Origin of the sequence: Mangrovactinospora gilvigrisea (assembly GCF_001879105.1) — a bacterium.
Classification (GTDB): domain Bacteria; phylum Actinomycetota; class Actinomycetes; order Streptomycetales; family Streptomycetaceae; genus Mangrovactinospora; species Mangrovactinospora gilvigrisea.
On record NZ_MLCF01000004.1, the window covers coordinates 33,089 to 46,944 of the forward strand.

A 13,856-nucleotide genomic window follows, 5' to 3' on the forward strand; every position below is an offset into this window, starting at 1 on the left:
GGCCGGAAGGTAAACGACTGAGATGAGCAAGGGAACAGCGATGGAAGCCAAGGCGCGGGCGCGGTACATCCGCGTCACGCCCATGAAGGCCCGCCGCGTCGTGGACCTGATTCGTGGCATGTCGGCCACCGAGGCGCAGGCTGTCCTGCGGTTCGCGCCGCAGGCCGCGAGCGAGACGGTCGGCAAGGTGCTGGACGCCGCGATTGCCAACGCCGGGCACAACTACAACATGGGCAACGCCGACGCTCTCTTTGTGAGCGAGGCGTATGTCGACGAGGGCCCGACCCTGAAGCGGATCCGTCCGCGCGCCCAGGGCCGTGCCTACCGCATCAACAAGCGGACGAGCCACATCACCATTGTTGTGGCCGAGAAGTCCGATGCTGCCGCTTCGAAGGGGAGGACCCGATAGTGGGGCAGAAGGTCAACCCGCACGGGTTCCGACTTGGCATCACCACGGACTTCAAGTCCCGGTGGTACGCCGACAAGCTGTACAAGGACTACGTCAAGGAAGACGTCGCGATCCGCCGCATGCTGACCAATGGCATGGAGCGGGCCGGCATCTCCAAGGTGGAGATCGAGCGCACCCGTGACCGGGTCCGCGTGGACGTCCACACCGCCCGGCCGGGCATCGTCATCGGCCGCCGCGGCGCCGAGGCCGACCGCATCCGGGGCAACCTGGAGAAGCTGACGGGCAAGCAGATCCAGTTCAACATCCTTGAGGTGAAGAACCCGGAGATCGACGCCCAGCTGGTCGCCCAGGGCGTTGCCGAGCAGCTGTCCTCGCGTGTCGCGTTCCGTCGCGCCATGCGCAAGGCGATGCAGTCGGCCATCAAGGCCGGCGCCAAGGGCATCAAGATCCAGTGCGGCGGCCGCCTCGGCGGCGCCGAGATGTCGCGCTCGGAGTTCTACCGCGAGGGCCGTGTGCCGCTGCACACGCTCCGTGCGAACGTCGAGTACGGCTTCTTCGAGGCCCGCACCACCTTCGGCCGCATCGGCGTGAAGGTGTGGATCTACAAGGGCGACGTGAAGAACCTGCGCGAGGTCCGCGAGGAGAACGCGGCCGCGCGCGCCGGCAACCGCCCGTCCCGTGACGGCGGCCGTGGCGGCCGCGGTGGCGGCGGCGGCGAGCGCGGTGGCCGCGGTGGTCGCGGTGGCGGCGGCGGTCGTCGTCCGCAGCAGGGTGGCAGTGCCGCCGGTGCCGAGGCGAAGGCCCCGGCTGCCGAGGCTGCTGCCGCTCCGGCCGCGGCCGAAACGAGCACCGGATCGGAGGCCTGACCCTCATGCTGATCCCTCGTAGGGTCAAGCACCGCAAGCAGCACCACCCGAAGCGCACCGGCATGGCGAAGGGCGGCACCGAGCTGGCCTTCGGCGAGTACGGCATCCAGGCGCTGACGGCTGCTTATGTGACCAACCGGCAGATCGAGGCCGCGCGTATCGCGATCACCCGGCACATTCGCCGTGGCGGCAAGGTGTGGATCAACATCTACCCGGACCGCCCGCTGACGAAGAAGCCGGCCGAGACCCGCATGGGTTCCGGTAAGGGCTCGCCCGAGTGGTGGGTCGCGAACGTCAAGCCCGGACGGGTGATGTTCGAGCTGTCGTTCCCGAACGAGAAGGTGGCTAAGGAGGCGCTGCTGCGTGCCTCCCACAAGCTTCCGATGAAGTGCCGGATCGTCCGGCGCGAGGCAGGTGAGTCGTGATGGCGGCCGGTACCAAGGCGTCCGAGCTGCGCGAGCTGGGCGACGAGGAGCTCGTGGCCAAGCTGCGTGAGGCCAAGGACGAGCTGTTCAAGCTCCGTTTCCAGGGTGCGACCGGTCAGCTGGAGAACAACAGCCGGCTGAAGGCCGTCCGCAAGGACATCGCCCGCATCTACACCCTGATGCGCGAGCGCGAGCTCGGCATCGTGACGGTGGAGAACGCCTCATGAGCGAGAAGACGGAAATGACTGAGAAGACTGCCGAGCGCGGGCGTCGCAAGGTCCGCGAGGGCCTGGTCGTCGGCGACAAGATGGACAAGACCGTTGTGGTCGCCGTCGAGGACCGGGTCAAGCACGCGCTGTACGGCAAGGTCATCCGCCGGACGAACAAGCTCAAGGCGCACGACGAGCAGAACGCCGCCGGGATCGGCGACCGGGTCCTCCTGATGGAGACCCGTCCGCTGTCCGCGACGAAGCGCTGGCGCGTCGTCGAGATCCTCGAGAAGGCCAAGTAATCAGTTCCGCCAGGCTCGGCGCGGGCCCCTGCTGCAACAGGGGCCGACAGCCGGGAACCAGCGCGACGATCAGGAGATAGACGTGATCCAGCAGGAGTCGCGGCTCAAGGTCGCCGACAACACGGGTGCCAAGGAGATTCTGTGCATCCGCGTTCTCGGCGGCTCGGGCCGGCGCTACGCGGGTATCGGTGACGTCATCGTGGCCACCGTCAAGGACGCGATCCCCGGTGGCAACGTGAAGAAGGGCGACGTCGTGAAGGCGGTCGTCGTGCGGACCGTCAAGGAGCGCCGGCGTGTCGACGGCTCCTACATCCGCTTCGACGAGAACGCCGCCGTCATCCTCAAGAACGACGGTGACCCCCGCGGTACCCGTATCTTCGGCCCGGTGGGCCGTGAGCTGCGCGAGAAGAAGTACATGAAGATCATCTCGCTTGCGCCGGAGGTGCTGTGATGCCGAAGACGCTCAAGGTGAAGAAGGGTGACCTGGTTCAGGTCATCACCGGCAAGGACAAGGGCAAGCAGGGCAAGATCATTCAGGCCTTCCCTGCCGACGACAAGGTCCTGGTCGAGGGTGTCAACCGGGTCAAGAAGCACACCAAGGTCGGTCAGACCGAGCGTGGTGCCAAGACCGGCGGCATCGTCACCACCGAGGCCCCGATCCACGTCAGCAACGTGATGCTGGTCGTGGAGAAGGACGGCAACAAGGTCCCGACGCGGATCGGTTACCGGTTCGACGAGGACGGCAACAAGATCCGGGTCGCCAAGCGGACCGGTGAGGACATCTGATGACTACTGCCACTGAGCCCCAGGCGAAGGTGACTCCCCGTCTGAAGCAGCGGTACCGCGCGGAGATCGCGGGCAAGCTGCTCGAGGAGTTCAAGTACGAGAACGTCATGCAGGTGCCCGGGCTGACCAAGATCGTGGTCAACATGGGTGTGGGCGACGCCGCCCGCGACTCCAAGTTGATCCAGGGCGCCATCACGGACCTGGCCACGATCACCGGTCAGAAGCCGGCCGTGACCAAGGCCCGTAAGTCGATCGCGCAGTTCAAGCTGCGCGAGGGGCAGCCCATCGGCGCCCATGTCACCCTGCGCGGTGACCGGATGTGGGAGTTCCTGGACCGCCTGCTCTCGCTGGCGCTTCCGCGCATCCGCGACTTCCGCGGGCTGTCGCCGAAGCAGTTCGACGGCAAGGGCAACTACACCTTCGGTCTGACCGAGCAGGTCATGTTCCACGAGATCGATCAGGACAAGATCGACCGCGTGCGGGGCATGGACATCACGGTCGTGACCACCGCTGAGAACGACGATGAGGGACGGGCCCTGCTGCGTCTCCTCGGCTTCCCGTTCAAGGAGAACTGACCGTGGCGAAGAAGGCCCTGATCTCTAAGGCCGCCCGCAAGCCGAAGTTCGGTGTGCGCGCGTACACCCGCTGCCAGCGCTGCGGGCGTCCGCACTCCGTGTACCGCAAGTTCGGCCTGTGCCGCGTGTGCCTTCGCCAGATGGCGCACCGGGGCGAGCTGCCGGGCGTGACCAAGAGCTCCTGGTAATTCCAGTAGCCCGCAAGTTGGGTGGCGGAGTGCACCCCTTCCGGTCCACTAGGCTGGAGGGGTTGGGCTCCGCCCCCCATGACCACTACTACGCCGTAGGTCCGGCGGTCAGCCGAGCGCGTTGCGCGCATCGACGAACTGCCAGTGGAAACCGCGGTGAGAGAGGCCGTAGGCCATCATGACCATGACTGACCCGATCGCAGACATGCTTACACGTCTGCGTAACGCCAACTCGGCGTACCACGACACCGTCTCGATGCCGTTCAGCAAGATCAAGTCGCACATCGGCGAGATCCTCCAGCAGGAGGGTTACATCACGGGCTGGAAGGTCGAGGACGCCGAGGTCGGCAAGAACCTCGTCGTCGAGCTGAAGTTCGGCCCGAACCGCGAGCGCTCGATCGCCGGCATCAAGCGGATCTCCAAGCCGGGCCTGCGGGTCTACGCAAAGTCCACCAACCTGCCGAAGGTCCTCGGCGGTCTCGGCGTCGCGATCATCTCGACGTCGCACGGCCTCCTGACCGACAAGCAGGCCGCCAAGAAGGGCGTGGGTGGGGAAGTCCTCGCCTACGTCTGGTAACAACGGGAAACGGAGGTACACGGCATGTCGCGCATCGGTCGGCTGCCCATCCCGGTTCCCGCCGGCGTGGACGTCACCATCGATGGCCGCACGGTCCAGGTGAAGGGCCCCAAGGGATCCCTCGCCCACACCGTCACCGCGCCCATCGACGTCGCGAAGGCTGAGGACGGCACCATCAGCGTGACCCGTCCCAACGACGAGCGTGAGAACCGGGCCCTGCACGGTCTGAACCGCACGCTGGTGGCGAACATGATCACCGGCGTGACCGCGGGATACCGCAAGACGCTCGAAATCAGCGGCGTCGGCTACCGCGTTCTGGCGAAGGGCTCCAACCTGGAGTTCTCGCTGGGCTACAGCCACACGATCACGGTGGAGCCGCCGGAGGGCATCACCTTCCAGGTCGAGACCCCCACCAAGCTCCATGTGGACGGAATCGACAAGCAGCGGGTCGGCGAGGTCGCCGCGAAGATCCGCAAGCTGCGGAAGCCCGACCCGTACAAGGCCAAGGGCGTCAAGTACGAGGGCGAAGTCATCCGCCGCAAGGTCGGAAAGGCTGGTAAGTAGTCATGGCGTTCGGTGTGAAGGTCGGCAAGGGCGACGCCAAGAAGGCGGTCTCCCGCAAGCGCCGGCACATCCGGGTGCGCAAGCGGGTGGCCGGAACGGCTGTGCGTCCCCGCCTGGTGGTTACCCGGTCCAACCGGCACATGGTTGCCCAGGTGATCGACGACGCCAAGGGTCACACCCTGGCGTCGGCGTCCTCGATGGACACGTCCATCCGAGGTGCCGAGGGCACGAAGAGCGACCAGGCCAAGCAGGTCGGGTCGCTGGTGGCGGAGCGGGCGAAGGCCGCGGGCGTCGAGTCCGTTGTCTTCGACCGCGGCGGCAACAAGTACACGGGCCGGGTGGCGGCGGTTGCCGACGCTGCCCGTGAGGCCGGGCTCAAGTTCTGAGCCGGTACGTCGCTAGGAATCCGATTACTCCAGGAAGGTAAGTCCAATGGCTGGACCCCAGCGCCGCGGCAGCGGCGCCGGCGGCGGCGAGCGACGCGACCGGCGGGACCGGCGGGACGGCGGCGCTGCCGCCGAGAAGACCGCTTACGTCGAGCGCGTCGTGAAGATCAACCGTGTCGCCAAGGTCGTCAAGGGTGGCCGTCGCTTCAGCTTCACCGCGCTGGTCGTGGTGGGCGACGGCGAGGGCACCGTCGGCATCGGCTACGGCAAGGCGAAGGAGGTGCCGGCCGCCATCGCCAAGGGTGTTGAGGAGGCCAAGAAGCACTTCTTCAAGGTGCCGCGGATCCAGGGCACCATCCCGCACCCGATCCAGGGCGAGGAGGCTGCGGGCGTCGTCCTGCTGAAGCCTGCTTCCCCCGGTACCGGTGTGATCGCGGGTGGCCCGGTGCGTGCCGTGCTCGAGTGCGCCGGCATCCACGACGTGCTGAGCAAGTCGCTCGGCTCGGACAACCCGATCAACATCGTGCACGCCACGGTGGCGGCGCTGAAGGGCCTCAACCGCCCCGAGGAGATCGCCGCTCGCCGCGGGCTGCCCCTTGAGGACGTCGCTCCCGCCGCCATGCTGCGGGCGCGCGCCGGGGCGGGTGCGTGACGATGTCCAAGCTGAAGATCACTCAGGTCAAGTCCGTGATCGGCGCGAAGCAGAACCACCGCGCCACGCTGCAGACCCTGGGTCTGAAGCGGATCAACGACTCGGTCGTGCGCGAGATTCGGCCGGAGGTCGTCGGCATGGTTCACACCGTGCGGCACCTCGTGACGGTCGAGGAGGTGGACTGACATGGCGGAGCAGAACCCGCTGAAGGTCCACGACCTGCGTCCGGCCCCCGGCGCCAAGACCGCCAAGACCCGTGTGGGTCGCGGTGAGGCGTCCAAGGGCAAGACTGCCGGTCGTGGTACCAAGGGCACGAAGGCCCGTTACCAGGTTCCGCAGCGCTTCGAGGGCGGGCAGATGCCGCTGCACATGCGGCTGCCCAAGCTCAAGGGCTTCAAGAACCCGGCCAAGGTCGAGTTCCAGGTCGTGAACCTCGACAAGCTGAGCGCCCTCTTCCCCGAGGGCGGCGAGGTCACTGTCGAGGGCCTCGTGGCCAAGGGCGCGGTCCGCAAGGACCGTCCCGTGAAGGTCCTCGGCACCGGCGAGATCACCGTCGCGCTGCAGGTGAAGGTCGATGCCTTCTCCGGCTCCGCGAAGGAGAAGATCGCTGCTGCCGGCGGTTCCGTCTCGGAGCGCTGAGCCTACGGCGTGGGGCGTCATCGGGTTGCGACCCGGTGGCGCCCCACGGTCGTTCCCGGCTTCGGGTGTTCGCCGTTTCGGGTGAGGTTCGCGGCCGGCTGACCGGTTCGCCCTTCTCACCCGCGCAGTTCCCCGCGCCCCTGCGGGGCGCCAACTAAGCTGACGCTGTTAAAGTCCCGACTGATCTGTCACCGAACCGACACGAACCTCCCGAGCTTCGGGCCGGGAGGCGCAGGAGGCACCGTGCTGACCGCGTTCGCCAAGGCGTTCAAAACGCCCGACCTGCGCAAGAAGCTGCTGTTCACCCTCGCGATCCTGGTGGTGTACCGGCTGGGGTGCAACATCCCCGCGCCCGGCGTGGACTTCCGGTACGTCAAGGAGTGCGTCTCGCAGGCCAGTACGTCCGGCGGTTCGCTGTTCGGCCTGGTGAACCTCTTCAGCGGCGGCGCGCTGCTGCAGCTGACCATCTTCGCGCTCGGCATCATGCCGTACATCACGGCGAGCATCATCCTGCAGCTGCTGACGGTGGTGATCCCGCGGCTGGAGGCCCTGAAGAAGGAGGGCCAGGCCGGCCAGACGAAGATCACCCAGTACACCCGGTACCTGACGCTCGCCCTCGGCGTGCTGCAGGCGACGGGCCTGGCGGCCACCGCGCGCTCCGGCAACCTCTTCAGCCAGTGCTCCGTGGGCTCCCAGGTGGTCTCCAGCCAGAGCTACATGACGATCGTGACCATGGTCGTCACGATGACCGCGGGCACCGCGATCATCATGTGGCTGGGCGAGCTGATCACCGACCGGGGCATCGGCAACGGCATGTCGATCCTGATGTTCACCTCGATCGCGGCCGGCTTCCCGGGGCAGATCTGGCAGATCAAGCAGCAGAAGGGCTGGCTGCCCTTCACGCTGGTCATCGTCCTCGGCCTGTGCCTCGTCGGCCTGGTGGTCTTCGTGGAGCAGGCGCAGCGGCGCATCCCGGTGCAGTACGCGAAGCGCATGATCGGGCGCCGCGCGTACGGCGGGACCTCGACGTACATCCCGCTGAAGGTCAATCAGGCGGGCGTCATCCCCGTCATCTTCGCGTCCTCGCTGCTGTACATCCCTGCGCTGGTGGTGCAGTTCAGCGGGTCGACCGCGTCCTGGGCGAACTGGGTCGAGCAGAACCTCACCAAGGGCGACCACCCCATCTACATGGTGATCTACTTCCTGCTGATCGTGTTCTTCGCCTTCTTCTACGTCGGCATCTCCTTCAACCCCGAAGAGGTTGCTGACAATATGAAGAAGTATGGTGGGTTCATTCCCGGGTACCGGGCGGGGCGTCAGACGGCGGAGTACCTGCAGTACGTGCTCACCAGGATCACCTGGCCTGGCTCGCTCTACCTGGGTCTGATCGCCCTCGTGCCGCTCGTGGCGCTCGTGGCGTTCAACGCGAACCAGAACTTCCCGTTCGGTGGCACCACGATCCTCATTCTGGTCGGTGTCGGCCTCGAGACGGTCAAGCAGATCGACAGCCAGCTACAGCAGCGCAGCTACGAAGGGTTCCTCCGCTGATGCGAATCGTCCTCGTCGGACCGCCCGGGGCAGGCAAGGGGACCCAGGCGCAGTACATCGCCAAGCACTTCTCCGTGCCGCATGTCTCCACCGGCGACCTCTTCCGCGGCAACATCGACCGCGAGACGGACCTGGGCAAGCAGGTCAAGGGCCTGCTGTCGGCCGGCGAGCTGGTGCCGGACGAGATCACCAACGCGATGGTGGAGAACCGGCTCGCCGAGGAGGACGCCCGCGGCGGCTTCCTGCTCGACGGCTTCCCCCGCAACCTCGGCCAGGCCGACTGGCTGGGCGACCTGCTGGCGGGTCAGGGCACCGCGCTCGACGTGGTCGTCGAGCTGCAGGTGCCGCAGGAGGAGATCGTCAAGCGGCTCTCCGGCCGCCGCACCTGCCGCTCCTGCGGCGAGGCCGCGCACGTCGTCTTCAACCCGCCGAAGACCCCCGGCGTCTGCGACAACTGCGGCGGCGAGCTCTACCAGCGCGACGACGACCGCGAGGACAAGGTGCAGCGGCGCCTGGAGGTCTACGCGGAGCAGACCGCCCCGATCGTCGGGTACTACCGCGAGAAGGGCCTCCTGGTGGAGGTCCCGGCAACGGGCGAGGTCGAGGCCGTGACGCAGCGCGCGCTGGCCGCGATCAAGGACCGGGCCGGCAACTGAGTGCAGTGACATGGCCGTGCGGAGGACCGCACGGCCCTCGGACGGCCCCGGCGGAATGCGCCGGGGCCGTCGTGGTCGAGAGGATGGCGCCATGTTGGGCGGCCGCAAGAGGATTCAGCTGAAGACCCCCGAGCAGGTGGCGAAGATGCGCGCCGCCGGCCTCGTCGTGGCGCGCGCGCTGGAGGCCGTCCGCGCGGCGGTGCGCCCCGGCGTGACGACGGCGCAGTTGGACGAGGTCGCCGCCAAGGTGATTCGAGACCACGGCGCGAAGTCCAACTTCCTGGGCTACTACGGGTATCCCGCGACGGTGTGCGCCTCCCCGAACGACACCATCGTGCACGGCATCCCCAACGACATCCCGCTGCAGGACGGCGACCTGCTGTCGGTCGACTGCGGCGCGATCGTGGACGGCTGGCACGGCGACTCGGCGATGACCGTGCCGGTCGGCGCCGCGGACGCGGAGTCGCTGGAGCTGAGCCGGGTCACCGAGGAGTCGATGTGGCGCGGCATCGCCGCGATGCGGGACGGCGGCCGGGTGTCGGACATCTCCCACGCGGTGGAGTCCTACGTCCGCTCGCAGACGCCGCCGGCCGGCCGCTCCTACGGGATCACCGAGGACTTCGGCGGGCACGGCATCGGCACCGCGATGCACATGGACCCGCACGTGCTGAACTACGGCCGCCCCGGCCAGGGCGCTCGGCTGCGCACCGGGATGTGCCTGGCGATCGAGCCGATGGTGACGCTGGGCACGGCCAAGCACGTCACGCTCGAGGACGAGTGGACGGTGAAGACCACCGACGGGTCGCGCGCGGCGCACTGGGAGCACAGCGTGGCGCTGACCCCGGAGGGGCTGCTGGTCCTGACGGCGTTCGACGGCGGCCGCGAGAAGCTTTCCGAGCTCGGCGCCACGGTGGCCCCGGACCCCGCGGCGTAGCGCTGAGCTGCCACGTTCGGCCCGGTTTCGGTTTTCCTGGGGCGCTGACGTACACTGCTGTGTCGGTCCATTCGCGACCGTTCACGATCCACCCCGCGGCTGGCTCCCGGAATCCGGGAGGGGGGCGTCGTGCGCGTCGTACCAGGGCCGGTATCCCGGTAGCCGAACCCGGAAGGGGTAGCACACACAACATGGCCAAGAAGCAAGGGGCCATCGAGATCGAGGGCACTGTCGTCGAGTCTCTCCCGAACGCCATGTTCAAGGTGGAGCTCCAGAACGGGCATCAGGTCCTCGCGCACATCAGCGGCAAGATGCGCATGCACTACATCCGCATCCTGCCCGACGACCGCGTCGTCGTTGAGCTGAGCCCGTACGACCTGACCCGTGGGCGCATCGTCTACCGGTACAAGTGATCCAGATTCGTCTGAGCCCGGAGTTGTCCATCTCATGAAGGTCAAGCCGAGCGTCAAGAAGATCTGCGACAAGTGCAAGGTGATCCGCCGTCACGGCCGGGTCATGGTCATCTGCGACAACCTGCGCCACAAGCAGCGCCAGGGCTGATCGCGGCTCCAGAGCCTTTCGCACCGCACATCTCGCGACGCGACATTTGAGCAAGCACGCAGCATCCCGACCCCCGTCGGCCCTTAGTCAGGTCGTCGGGACGCCACCCCCGGATCGAAGGCCGGGGACCCGCGGCGAAGGAAACGCCAGGGACCGGTGCTGCACCATACCTTCGTACGATTCACAGGAGCCATCAGATGGCACGCCTCGCCGGCGTTGACCTCCCCCGCGAGAAGCGGGTCGAGGTCGCCCTCACCTATGTCTTCGGTATCGGCCGCACGCGGTCCCAGGAGTCCCTGGCCGCCACCGGCGTCAGCCCGGACACCCGTGTCCGGGACCTCACCGAGGACGACCTGGTCAAGCTGAACAAGCACATCGAAGAGAACTACCGGATCGAGGGCGACCTGCGTCGCGAGATCCAGGCCGACATCCGCCGCAAGGTCGAGATCGGCTGCTACCAGGGCCTGCGGCACCGCCGCGGCCTGCCGGTGCACGGTCAGCGCACGCACACGAACGCGCGCACCCGCAAGGGCCCGAAGCGCGCGATCGCCGGTAAGAAGAAGCCGGGCAAGAAGTAGTCCTCAGCGGACAGCAGTTACCCGGTCCCCGCTGCAGGACCGACCACCTCCACAGGAGAAACCAGCACATGCCTCCGAAGAGCCGTACCGCCGGCGCCAAGAAGGTGCGCCGCAAGGAAAAGAAGAACGTCGCTCACGGGCACGCCCACATCAAGAGCACGTTCAACAACACGATCGTCTCGATCACCGACCCGCAGGGCAACGTGATCTCCTGGGCCTCGGCCGGGCACGTGGGCTTCAAGGGCTCGCGCAAGTCCACGCCGTTCGCCGCGCAGATGGCCGCCGAGAACGCGGCCCGTCGCGCGCAGGAGCACGGCATGCGCAAGGTCGACGTGTTCGTCAAGGGCCCGGGCTCGGGCCGTGAGACCGCCATCCGTTCGCTGCAGGCCACCGGCCTGGAGGTCGGGTCCATCCAGGACGTGACCCCCACGCCGCACAACGGCTGCCGCCCGCCCAAGCGCCGCCGCGTCTGAGCGCCTGAAGCGAATCTAGGAGAAGCGAAACCATGGCTCGTTACACCGGCGCTGACTGCAAGCGCTGCCGCCGCGAGAAGCAGAAGCTGTTCCTCAAGGGCGCCAAGTGCGAGAGCGCGAAGTGCCCGATCGAGATCCGTCCCTACCCCCCGGGTGAGCACGGCCGTAACCGGACCAAGGAGTCCGAGTACCAGCTGCAGATGCGCGAGAAGCAGAAGTGCGCGCGCATCTACGGCGTCCTGGAGCGCCAGTTCCGCGGCTACTACCAGGAGGCCAACCGCAAGCAGGGCAAGACCGGCGAGAACCTGCTGCGCATCCTGGAGTCCCGGCTCGACAACGTGATCTACCGCGCCGGCTTCGCCAAGTCGCGCGACCACGCCCGTCAGCTGGTCCGCCACGGGCACATCGTGCTCAACGGCACCAAGACCGACATCCCGTCGGCGCGCGTGACCGCCAACGACATCATCGAGGTGCGCGCGAAGTCGCACGAGATGACGCCGTTCGTCGTCGCCCGTGCGGAGGCCGGCGAGCGCCCGGTTCCGGCGTGGATCGAGGTCATCCCGAACAAGATGCGGATCCTGGTGCACAACCTGCCCGAGCGGCAGGTCATCGACACCCAGGTCCAGGAGCAGCTGATCGTCGAGCTCTACTCGAAGTAACGCGCTCCCCGCGGGGGGCTCCGCCCCCCGCACCCCCGGTTGCCGCCCTCGCCCCGGCACCCCGCCCGCGCGGCCCCGCCGCGCGGGACGGGGTCCGGGGCGTCGGGCGGTAGCATGGCCATAGCCCTCGGCGTCAAATAGCGGTCGCCGATGACATGGAGGAAACCTCTCAATGCTGATCTCTCAGCGCCCCACCCTGACCGAAGAGGTCGTCGACGAGTTCCGCTCCCGGTTCATCATCGAGCCGCTGGAGCCGGGCTTCGGCTACACCCTCGGCAACTCCCTGCGTCGTACGCTCCTCTCCTCGATCCCCGGTGCCGCCGTGACGAGCATCCGGATCGACGGCGTCCTGCACGAGTTCACCACCGTGCCGGGCGTCAAGGAGGACGTCACCGACCTGATCCTCAACATCAAGCAGCTGGTCGTCTCCTCGGAGCACGACGAGCCCGTGGTGATGTACCTGCGCAAGCAGGGCCCCGGCGAGGTCACCGCCGCGGACATCGCCCCGCCGGCCGGCGTCGAGGTCCACAACCCGGACCTGCACCTGGCCACGCTGAACGGCAAGGGCAAGCTGGAGATGGAGCTGACGGTCGAGCGCGGCCGCGGCTACGTCTCCGCCGTCCAGAACAAGCAGCAGGGCCAGGAGATCGGCCGCATCCCGGTCGACTCCATCTACAGCCCGGTGCTCAAGGTCACCTACAAGGTCGAGGCGACCCGCGTCGAGCAGCGCACCGACTTCGACAAGCTGGTCGTCGACGTCGAGACCAAGCAGGCCATGCGCCCCCGCGACGCCGTCGCGTCGGCCGGCCGCACGCTGGTCGAGCTGTTCGGCCTGGCCCACGAGCTCAACGTGGAGGCCGAGGGCATCAACCTGGGCCCGTCCCCGGTGGACGCGGCCCTCGCTGCCGACCTGGCGCTGCCGATCGAGGAGCTGGAGCTCACGGTCCGCTCCTACAACTGCCTCAAGCGCGAGGGCATCCACACCGTGGGTGAGCTCGTGGCCCGCTCCGAGGCGGACCTGCTCGACATCCGCAACTTCGGTGCGAAGTCGATCGACGAGGTCAAGGCGAAGCTGGCCGGCATGGGCCTGGCCCTCAAGGACAGCCCGCCCGGATTCGACCCGACCGCCGCTGCCGACAGCTTCGGCGGCGACGAGGGCGACTCGGGCTACGCCGAGACCGAGCAGTACTGATCGCCTGACGGCGGTCGGAACAGAGCCCCCGCGAGTGGCTGGACTGACACCGGTACCTGACACGGCCGGTGCAGCCCTGCGGGGGTAAAACAGCCAGAACACCAAGGAGAAGCACGATGCCTACCCCCACCAAGGGTCCCCGTCTCGGCGGCAGCCCGGCCCACGAGCGGCGCATCATGGCCAACCTGGCCACGCAGCTGTTCGAGCACGGCCGGATCACCACCACCGAGGCCAAGGCGAAGCGGCTGCGTCCGCTCGCCGAGAAGCTGATCACCAAGGCCAAGCGCGGTGACCTGCACGCTCGGCGCACGGTGCTGCAGACCATCACCGACAAGAGCGTGGTGCACACCCTCTTCGAGGAGATCGGCCCGCGGTACGAGAACCGTCCCGGCGGCTACACCCGCATCACCAAGATCGGCCCGCGTCGCGGCGACAACGCCCCGATGGCGGTCATCGAGCTGGTCGAGGCGCTGACGGTGCAGCAGTCGGCGGTCGGCGAGGCCGAGGCGGCGACCAAGCGGTCCGCGGCCGACGCCGAGGCGGCTCCGCAGGACGCGGCTCCGGAGGACGCCAAGCCGGCGGACGCCGAGGCCTGAGCCTGTAGGTAGTGGTGCGGCCCGCCTTCCCTTCGGGGGAGGCGGGCCGCTCCTCGTTCCCCGTTCGGAGGCAGTGTGGTG

General features: G+C 67.8%; 25 protein-coding genes. All 25 read left to right on the forward strand.

Translation table 11 applies throughout. The features are described from left to right. The first annotated feature begins 40 nt into the window (after nucleotides 1–40). The 25 genes from rplV to rplQ all read left to right on the forward strand — a co-directional run bounded on the left by rplV (nucleotide 41) and on the right by rplQ (nucleotide 13,775). Nucleotides 41–409, forward strand: a complete 369-nt coding sequence (rplV, locus tag BIV57_RS01675; RefSeq protein WP_071654782.1) for a 50S ribosomal protein L22 — start codon at nucleotides 41–43, stop codon at nucleotides 407–409. Beyond that, complete coding sequence (gene rpsC / locus BIV57_RS01680) at nucleotides 409–1,275, forward strand: 30S ribosomal protein S3 (RefSeq protein WP_071654783.1); 867 nt, start codon at nucleotides 409–411, stop codon at nucleotides 1,273–1,275. Before rplV ends, rpsC begins: the two co-directional genes overlap by 1 nt. 5 nt (nucleotides 1,276–1,280) lie before the next feature. Then, nucleotides 1,281–1,700, forward strand: coding sequence for a 50S ribosomal protein L16 (gene rplP, locus BIV57_RS01685; protein WP_071654784.1), 420 nt, complete (start codon nucleotides 1,281–1,283; stop codon nucleotides 1,698–1,700). Next, nucleotides 1,700–1,927: a 50S ribosomal protein L29 gene (gene rpmC / locus BIV57_RS01690; protein ID WP_071654785.1), complete on the forward strand. Its 228-nt coding sequence runs from the start codon at nucleotides 1,700–1,702 to the stop codon at nucleotides 1,925–1,927. Before rplP ends, rpmC begins: the two co-directional genes overlap by 1 nt. Continuing rightward, the gene (gene rpsQ / locus BIV57_RS01695) at nucleotides 1,924–2,211 is read left to right on the forward strand and encodes a 30S ribosomal protein S17 (RefSeq protein WP_071654786.1); all 288 of its coding nucleotides are present in this window, start codon (nucleotides 1,924–1,926) and stop codon (nucleotides 2,209–2,211) included. Before rpmC ends, rpsQ begins: the two co-directional genes overlap by 4 nt. Before the next feature lie 82 nt (nucleotides 2,212–2,293). Then, nucleotides 2,294–2,662 (forward strand): 50S ribosomal protein L14, encoded by a 369-nt coding sequence (gene rplN, locus BIV57_RS01700; protein WP_071654787.1) that lies wholly within the window; start codon nucleotides 2,294–2,296, stop codon nucleotides 2,660–2,662. Further along, complete coding sequence (rplX, locus tag BIV57_RS01705) at nucleotides 2,662–2,997, forward strand: 50S ribosomal protein L24 (protein ID WP_071654788.1); 336 nt, start codon at nucleotides 2,662–2,664, stop codon at nucleotides 2,995–2,997. The genes rplN and rplX overlap by 1 nt, the downstream gene beginning before the upstream one ends. After that, the gene (gene rplE / locus BIV57_RS01710) at nucleotides 2,997–3,572 is read left to right on the forward strand and encodes a 50S ribosomal protein L5 (protein ID WP_071654789.1); all 576 of its coding nucleotides are present in this window, start codon (nucleotides 2,997–2,999) and stop codon (nucleotides 3,570–3,572) included. The genes rplX and rplE overlap by 1 nt, the downstream gene beginning before the upstream one ends. 2 nt (nucleotides 3,573–3,574) lie before the next feature. Further along, nucleotides 3,575–3,760, forward strand: a complete 186-nt coding sequence (locus BIV57_RS01715; protein ID WP_071654790.1) for a type Z 30S ribosomal protein S14 — start codon at nucleotides 3,575–3,577, stop codon at nucleotides 3,758–3,760. A gap of 178 nt (nucleotides 3,761–3,938) precedes the next feature. Next, nucleotides 3,939–4,337, forward strand: coding sequence for a 30S ribosomal protein S8 (gene rpsH / locus BIV57_RS01720; protein ID WP_071654791.1), 399 nt, complete (start codon nucleotides 3,939–3,941; stop codon nucleotides 4,335–4,337). 24 nt (nucleotides 4,338–4,361) lie between these two features. Further along, a complete protein-coding gene (rplF, locus tag BIV57_RS01725) occupies nucleotides 4,362–4,901 on the forward strand; it encodes a 50S ribosomal protein L6 (RefSeq protein ID WP_071654792.1) in 540 nt (179 codons plus the stop codon). A 2-nt stretch (nucleotides 4,902–4,903) separates the two neighbouring features. Then, the gene (gene rplR / locus BIV57_RS01730; protein WP_071654793.1) at nucleotides 4,904–5,287 is read left to right on the forward strand and encodes a 50S ribosomal protein L18; all 384 of its coding nucleotides are present in this window, start codon (nucleotides 4,904–4,906) and stop codon (nucleotides 5,285–5,287) included. Nucleotides 5,288–5,333: 46 nt separating this feature from the next. Further along, nucleotides 5,334–5,939: a 30S ribosomal protein S5 gene (gene rpsE, locus BIV57_RS01735; protein WP_071654794.1), complete on the forward strand. Its 606-nt coding sequence runs from the start codon at nucleotides 5,334–5,336 to the stop codon at nucleotides 5,937–5,939. Nucleotides 5,940–5,941: 2 nt separating this feature from the next. Then, nucleotides 5,942–6,124, forward strand: coding sequence for a 50S ribosomal protein L30 (gene rpmD, locus BIV57_RS01740; RefSeq protein ID WP_071654795.1), 183 nt, complete (start codon nucleotides 5,942–5,944; stop codon nucleotides 6,122–6,124). A 1-nt stretch (nucleotide 6,125) separates the two neighbouring features. Beyond that, a complete protein-coding gene (rplO, locus tag BIV57_RS01745) occupies nucleotides 6,126–6,578 on the forward strand; it encodes a 50S ribosomal protein L15 (RefSeq protein WP_071654796.1) in 453 nt (150 codons plus the stop codon). A gap of 243 nt (nucleotides 6,579–6,821) precedes the next feature. Continuing rightward, nucleotides 6,822–8,126: a preprotein translocase subunit SecY gene (secY, locus tag BIV57_RS01750; protein ID WP_071654797.1), complete on the forward strand. Its 1,305-nt coding sequence runs from the start codon at nucleotides 6,822–6,824 to the stop codon at nucleotides 8,124–8,126. Continuing rightward, the gene (locus BIV57_RS01755) at nucleotides 8,126–8,782 is read left to right on the forward strand and encodes an adenylate kinase (protein WP_071654798.1); all 657 of its coding nucleotides are present in this window, start codon (nucleotides 8,126–8,128) and stop codon (nucleotides 8,780–8,782) included. Before secY ends, BIV57_RS01755 begins: the two co-directional genes overlap by 1 nt. 91 nt (nucleotides 8,783–8,873) lie before the next feature. Next, nucleotides 8,874–9,716 (forward strand): type I methionyl aminopeptidase, encoded by an 843-nt coding sequence (map, locus tag BIV57_RS01760; RefSeq protein ID WP_071654799.1) that lies wholly within the window; start codon nucleotides 8,874–8,876, stop codon nucleotides 9,714–9,716. Between the two features lie 191 nt (nucleotides 9,717–9,907). Then, a complete protein-coding gene (infA, locus tag BIV57_RS01765; RefSeq protein WP_003948620.1) occupies nucleotides 9,908–10,129 on the forward strand; it encodes a translation initiation factor IF-1 in 222 nt (73 codons plus the stop codon). A gap of 34 nt (nucleotides 10,130–10,163) precedes the next feature. After that, nucleotides 10,164–10,277 (forward strand): 50S ribosomal protein L36, encoded by a 114-nt coding sequence (gene rpmJ / locus BIV57_RS01770; protein WP_003956441.1) that lies wholly within the window; start codon nucleotides 10,164–10,166, stop codon nucleotides 10,275–10,277. A 197-nt stretch (nucleotides 10,278–10,474) separates the two neighbouring features. Next, entirely contained in the window at nucleotides 10,475–10,855 is a 381-nt protein-coding gene (gene rpsM / locus BIV57_RS01775) for a 30S ribosomal protein S13 (RefSeq protein ID WP_071654800.1), read from the forward strand. 68 nt (nucleotides 10,856–10,923) lie between these two features. Then, nucleotides 10,924–11,328: a 30S ribosomal protein S11 gene (gene rpsK, locus BIV57_RS01780; RefSeq protein ID WP_071654801.1), complete on the forward strand. Its 405-nt coding sequence runs from the start codon at nucleotides 10,924–10,926 to the stop codon at nucleotides 11,326–11,328. Between the two features lie 32 nt (nucleotides 11,329–11,360). Continuing rightward, on the forward strand, nucleotides 11,361–11,987 hold the full coding sequence (gene rpsD, locus BIV57_RS01785; RefSeq protein ID WP_071654802.1) for a 30S ribosomal protein S4: 627 nt from the start codon (nucleotides 11,361–11,363) through the stop codon (nucleotides 11,985–11,987). A 172-nt stretch (nucleotides 11,988–12,159) separates the two neighbouring features. After that, nucleotides 12,160–13,179, forward strand: a complete 1,020-nt coding sequence (locus tag BIV57_RS01790) for a DNA-directed RNA polymerase subunit alpha (RefSeq protein WP_071654803.1) — start codon at nucleotides 12,160–12,162, stop codon at nucleotides 13,177–13,179. A 116-nt stretch (nucleotides 13,180–13,295) separates the two neighbouring features. Beyond that, nucleotides 13,296–13,775, forward strand: coding sequence for a 50S ribosomal protein L17 (gene rplQ, locus BIV57_RS01795; protein ID WP_071654804.1), 480 nt, complete (start codon nucleotides 13,296–13,298; stop codon nucleotides 13,773–13,775). Nucleotides 13,776–13,856 lie beyond the last annotated feature (81 nt).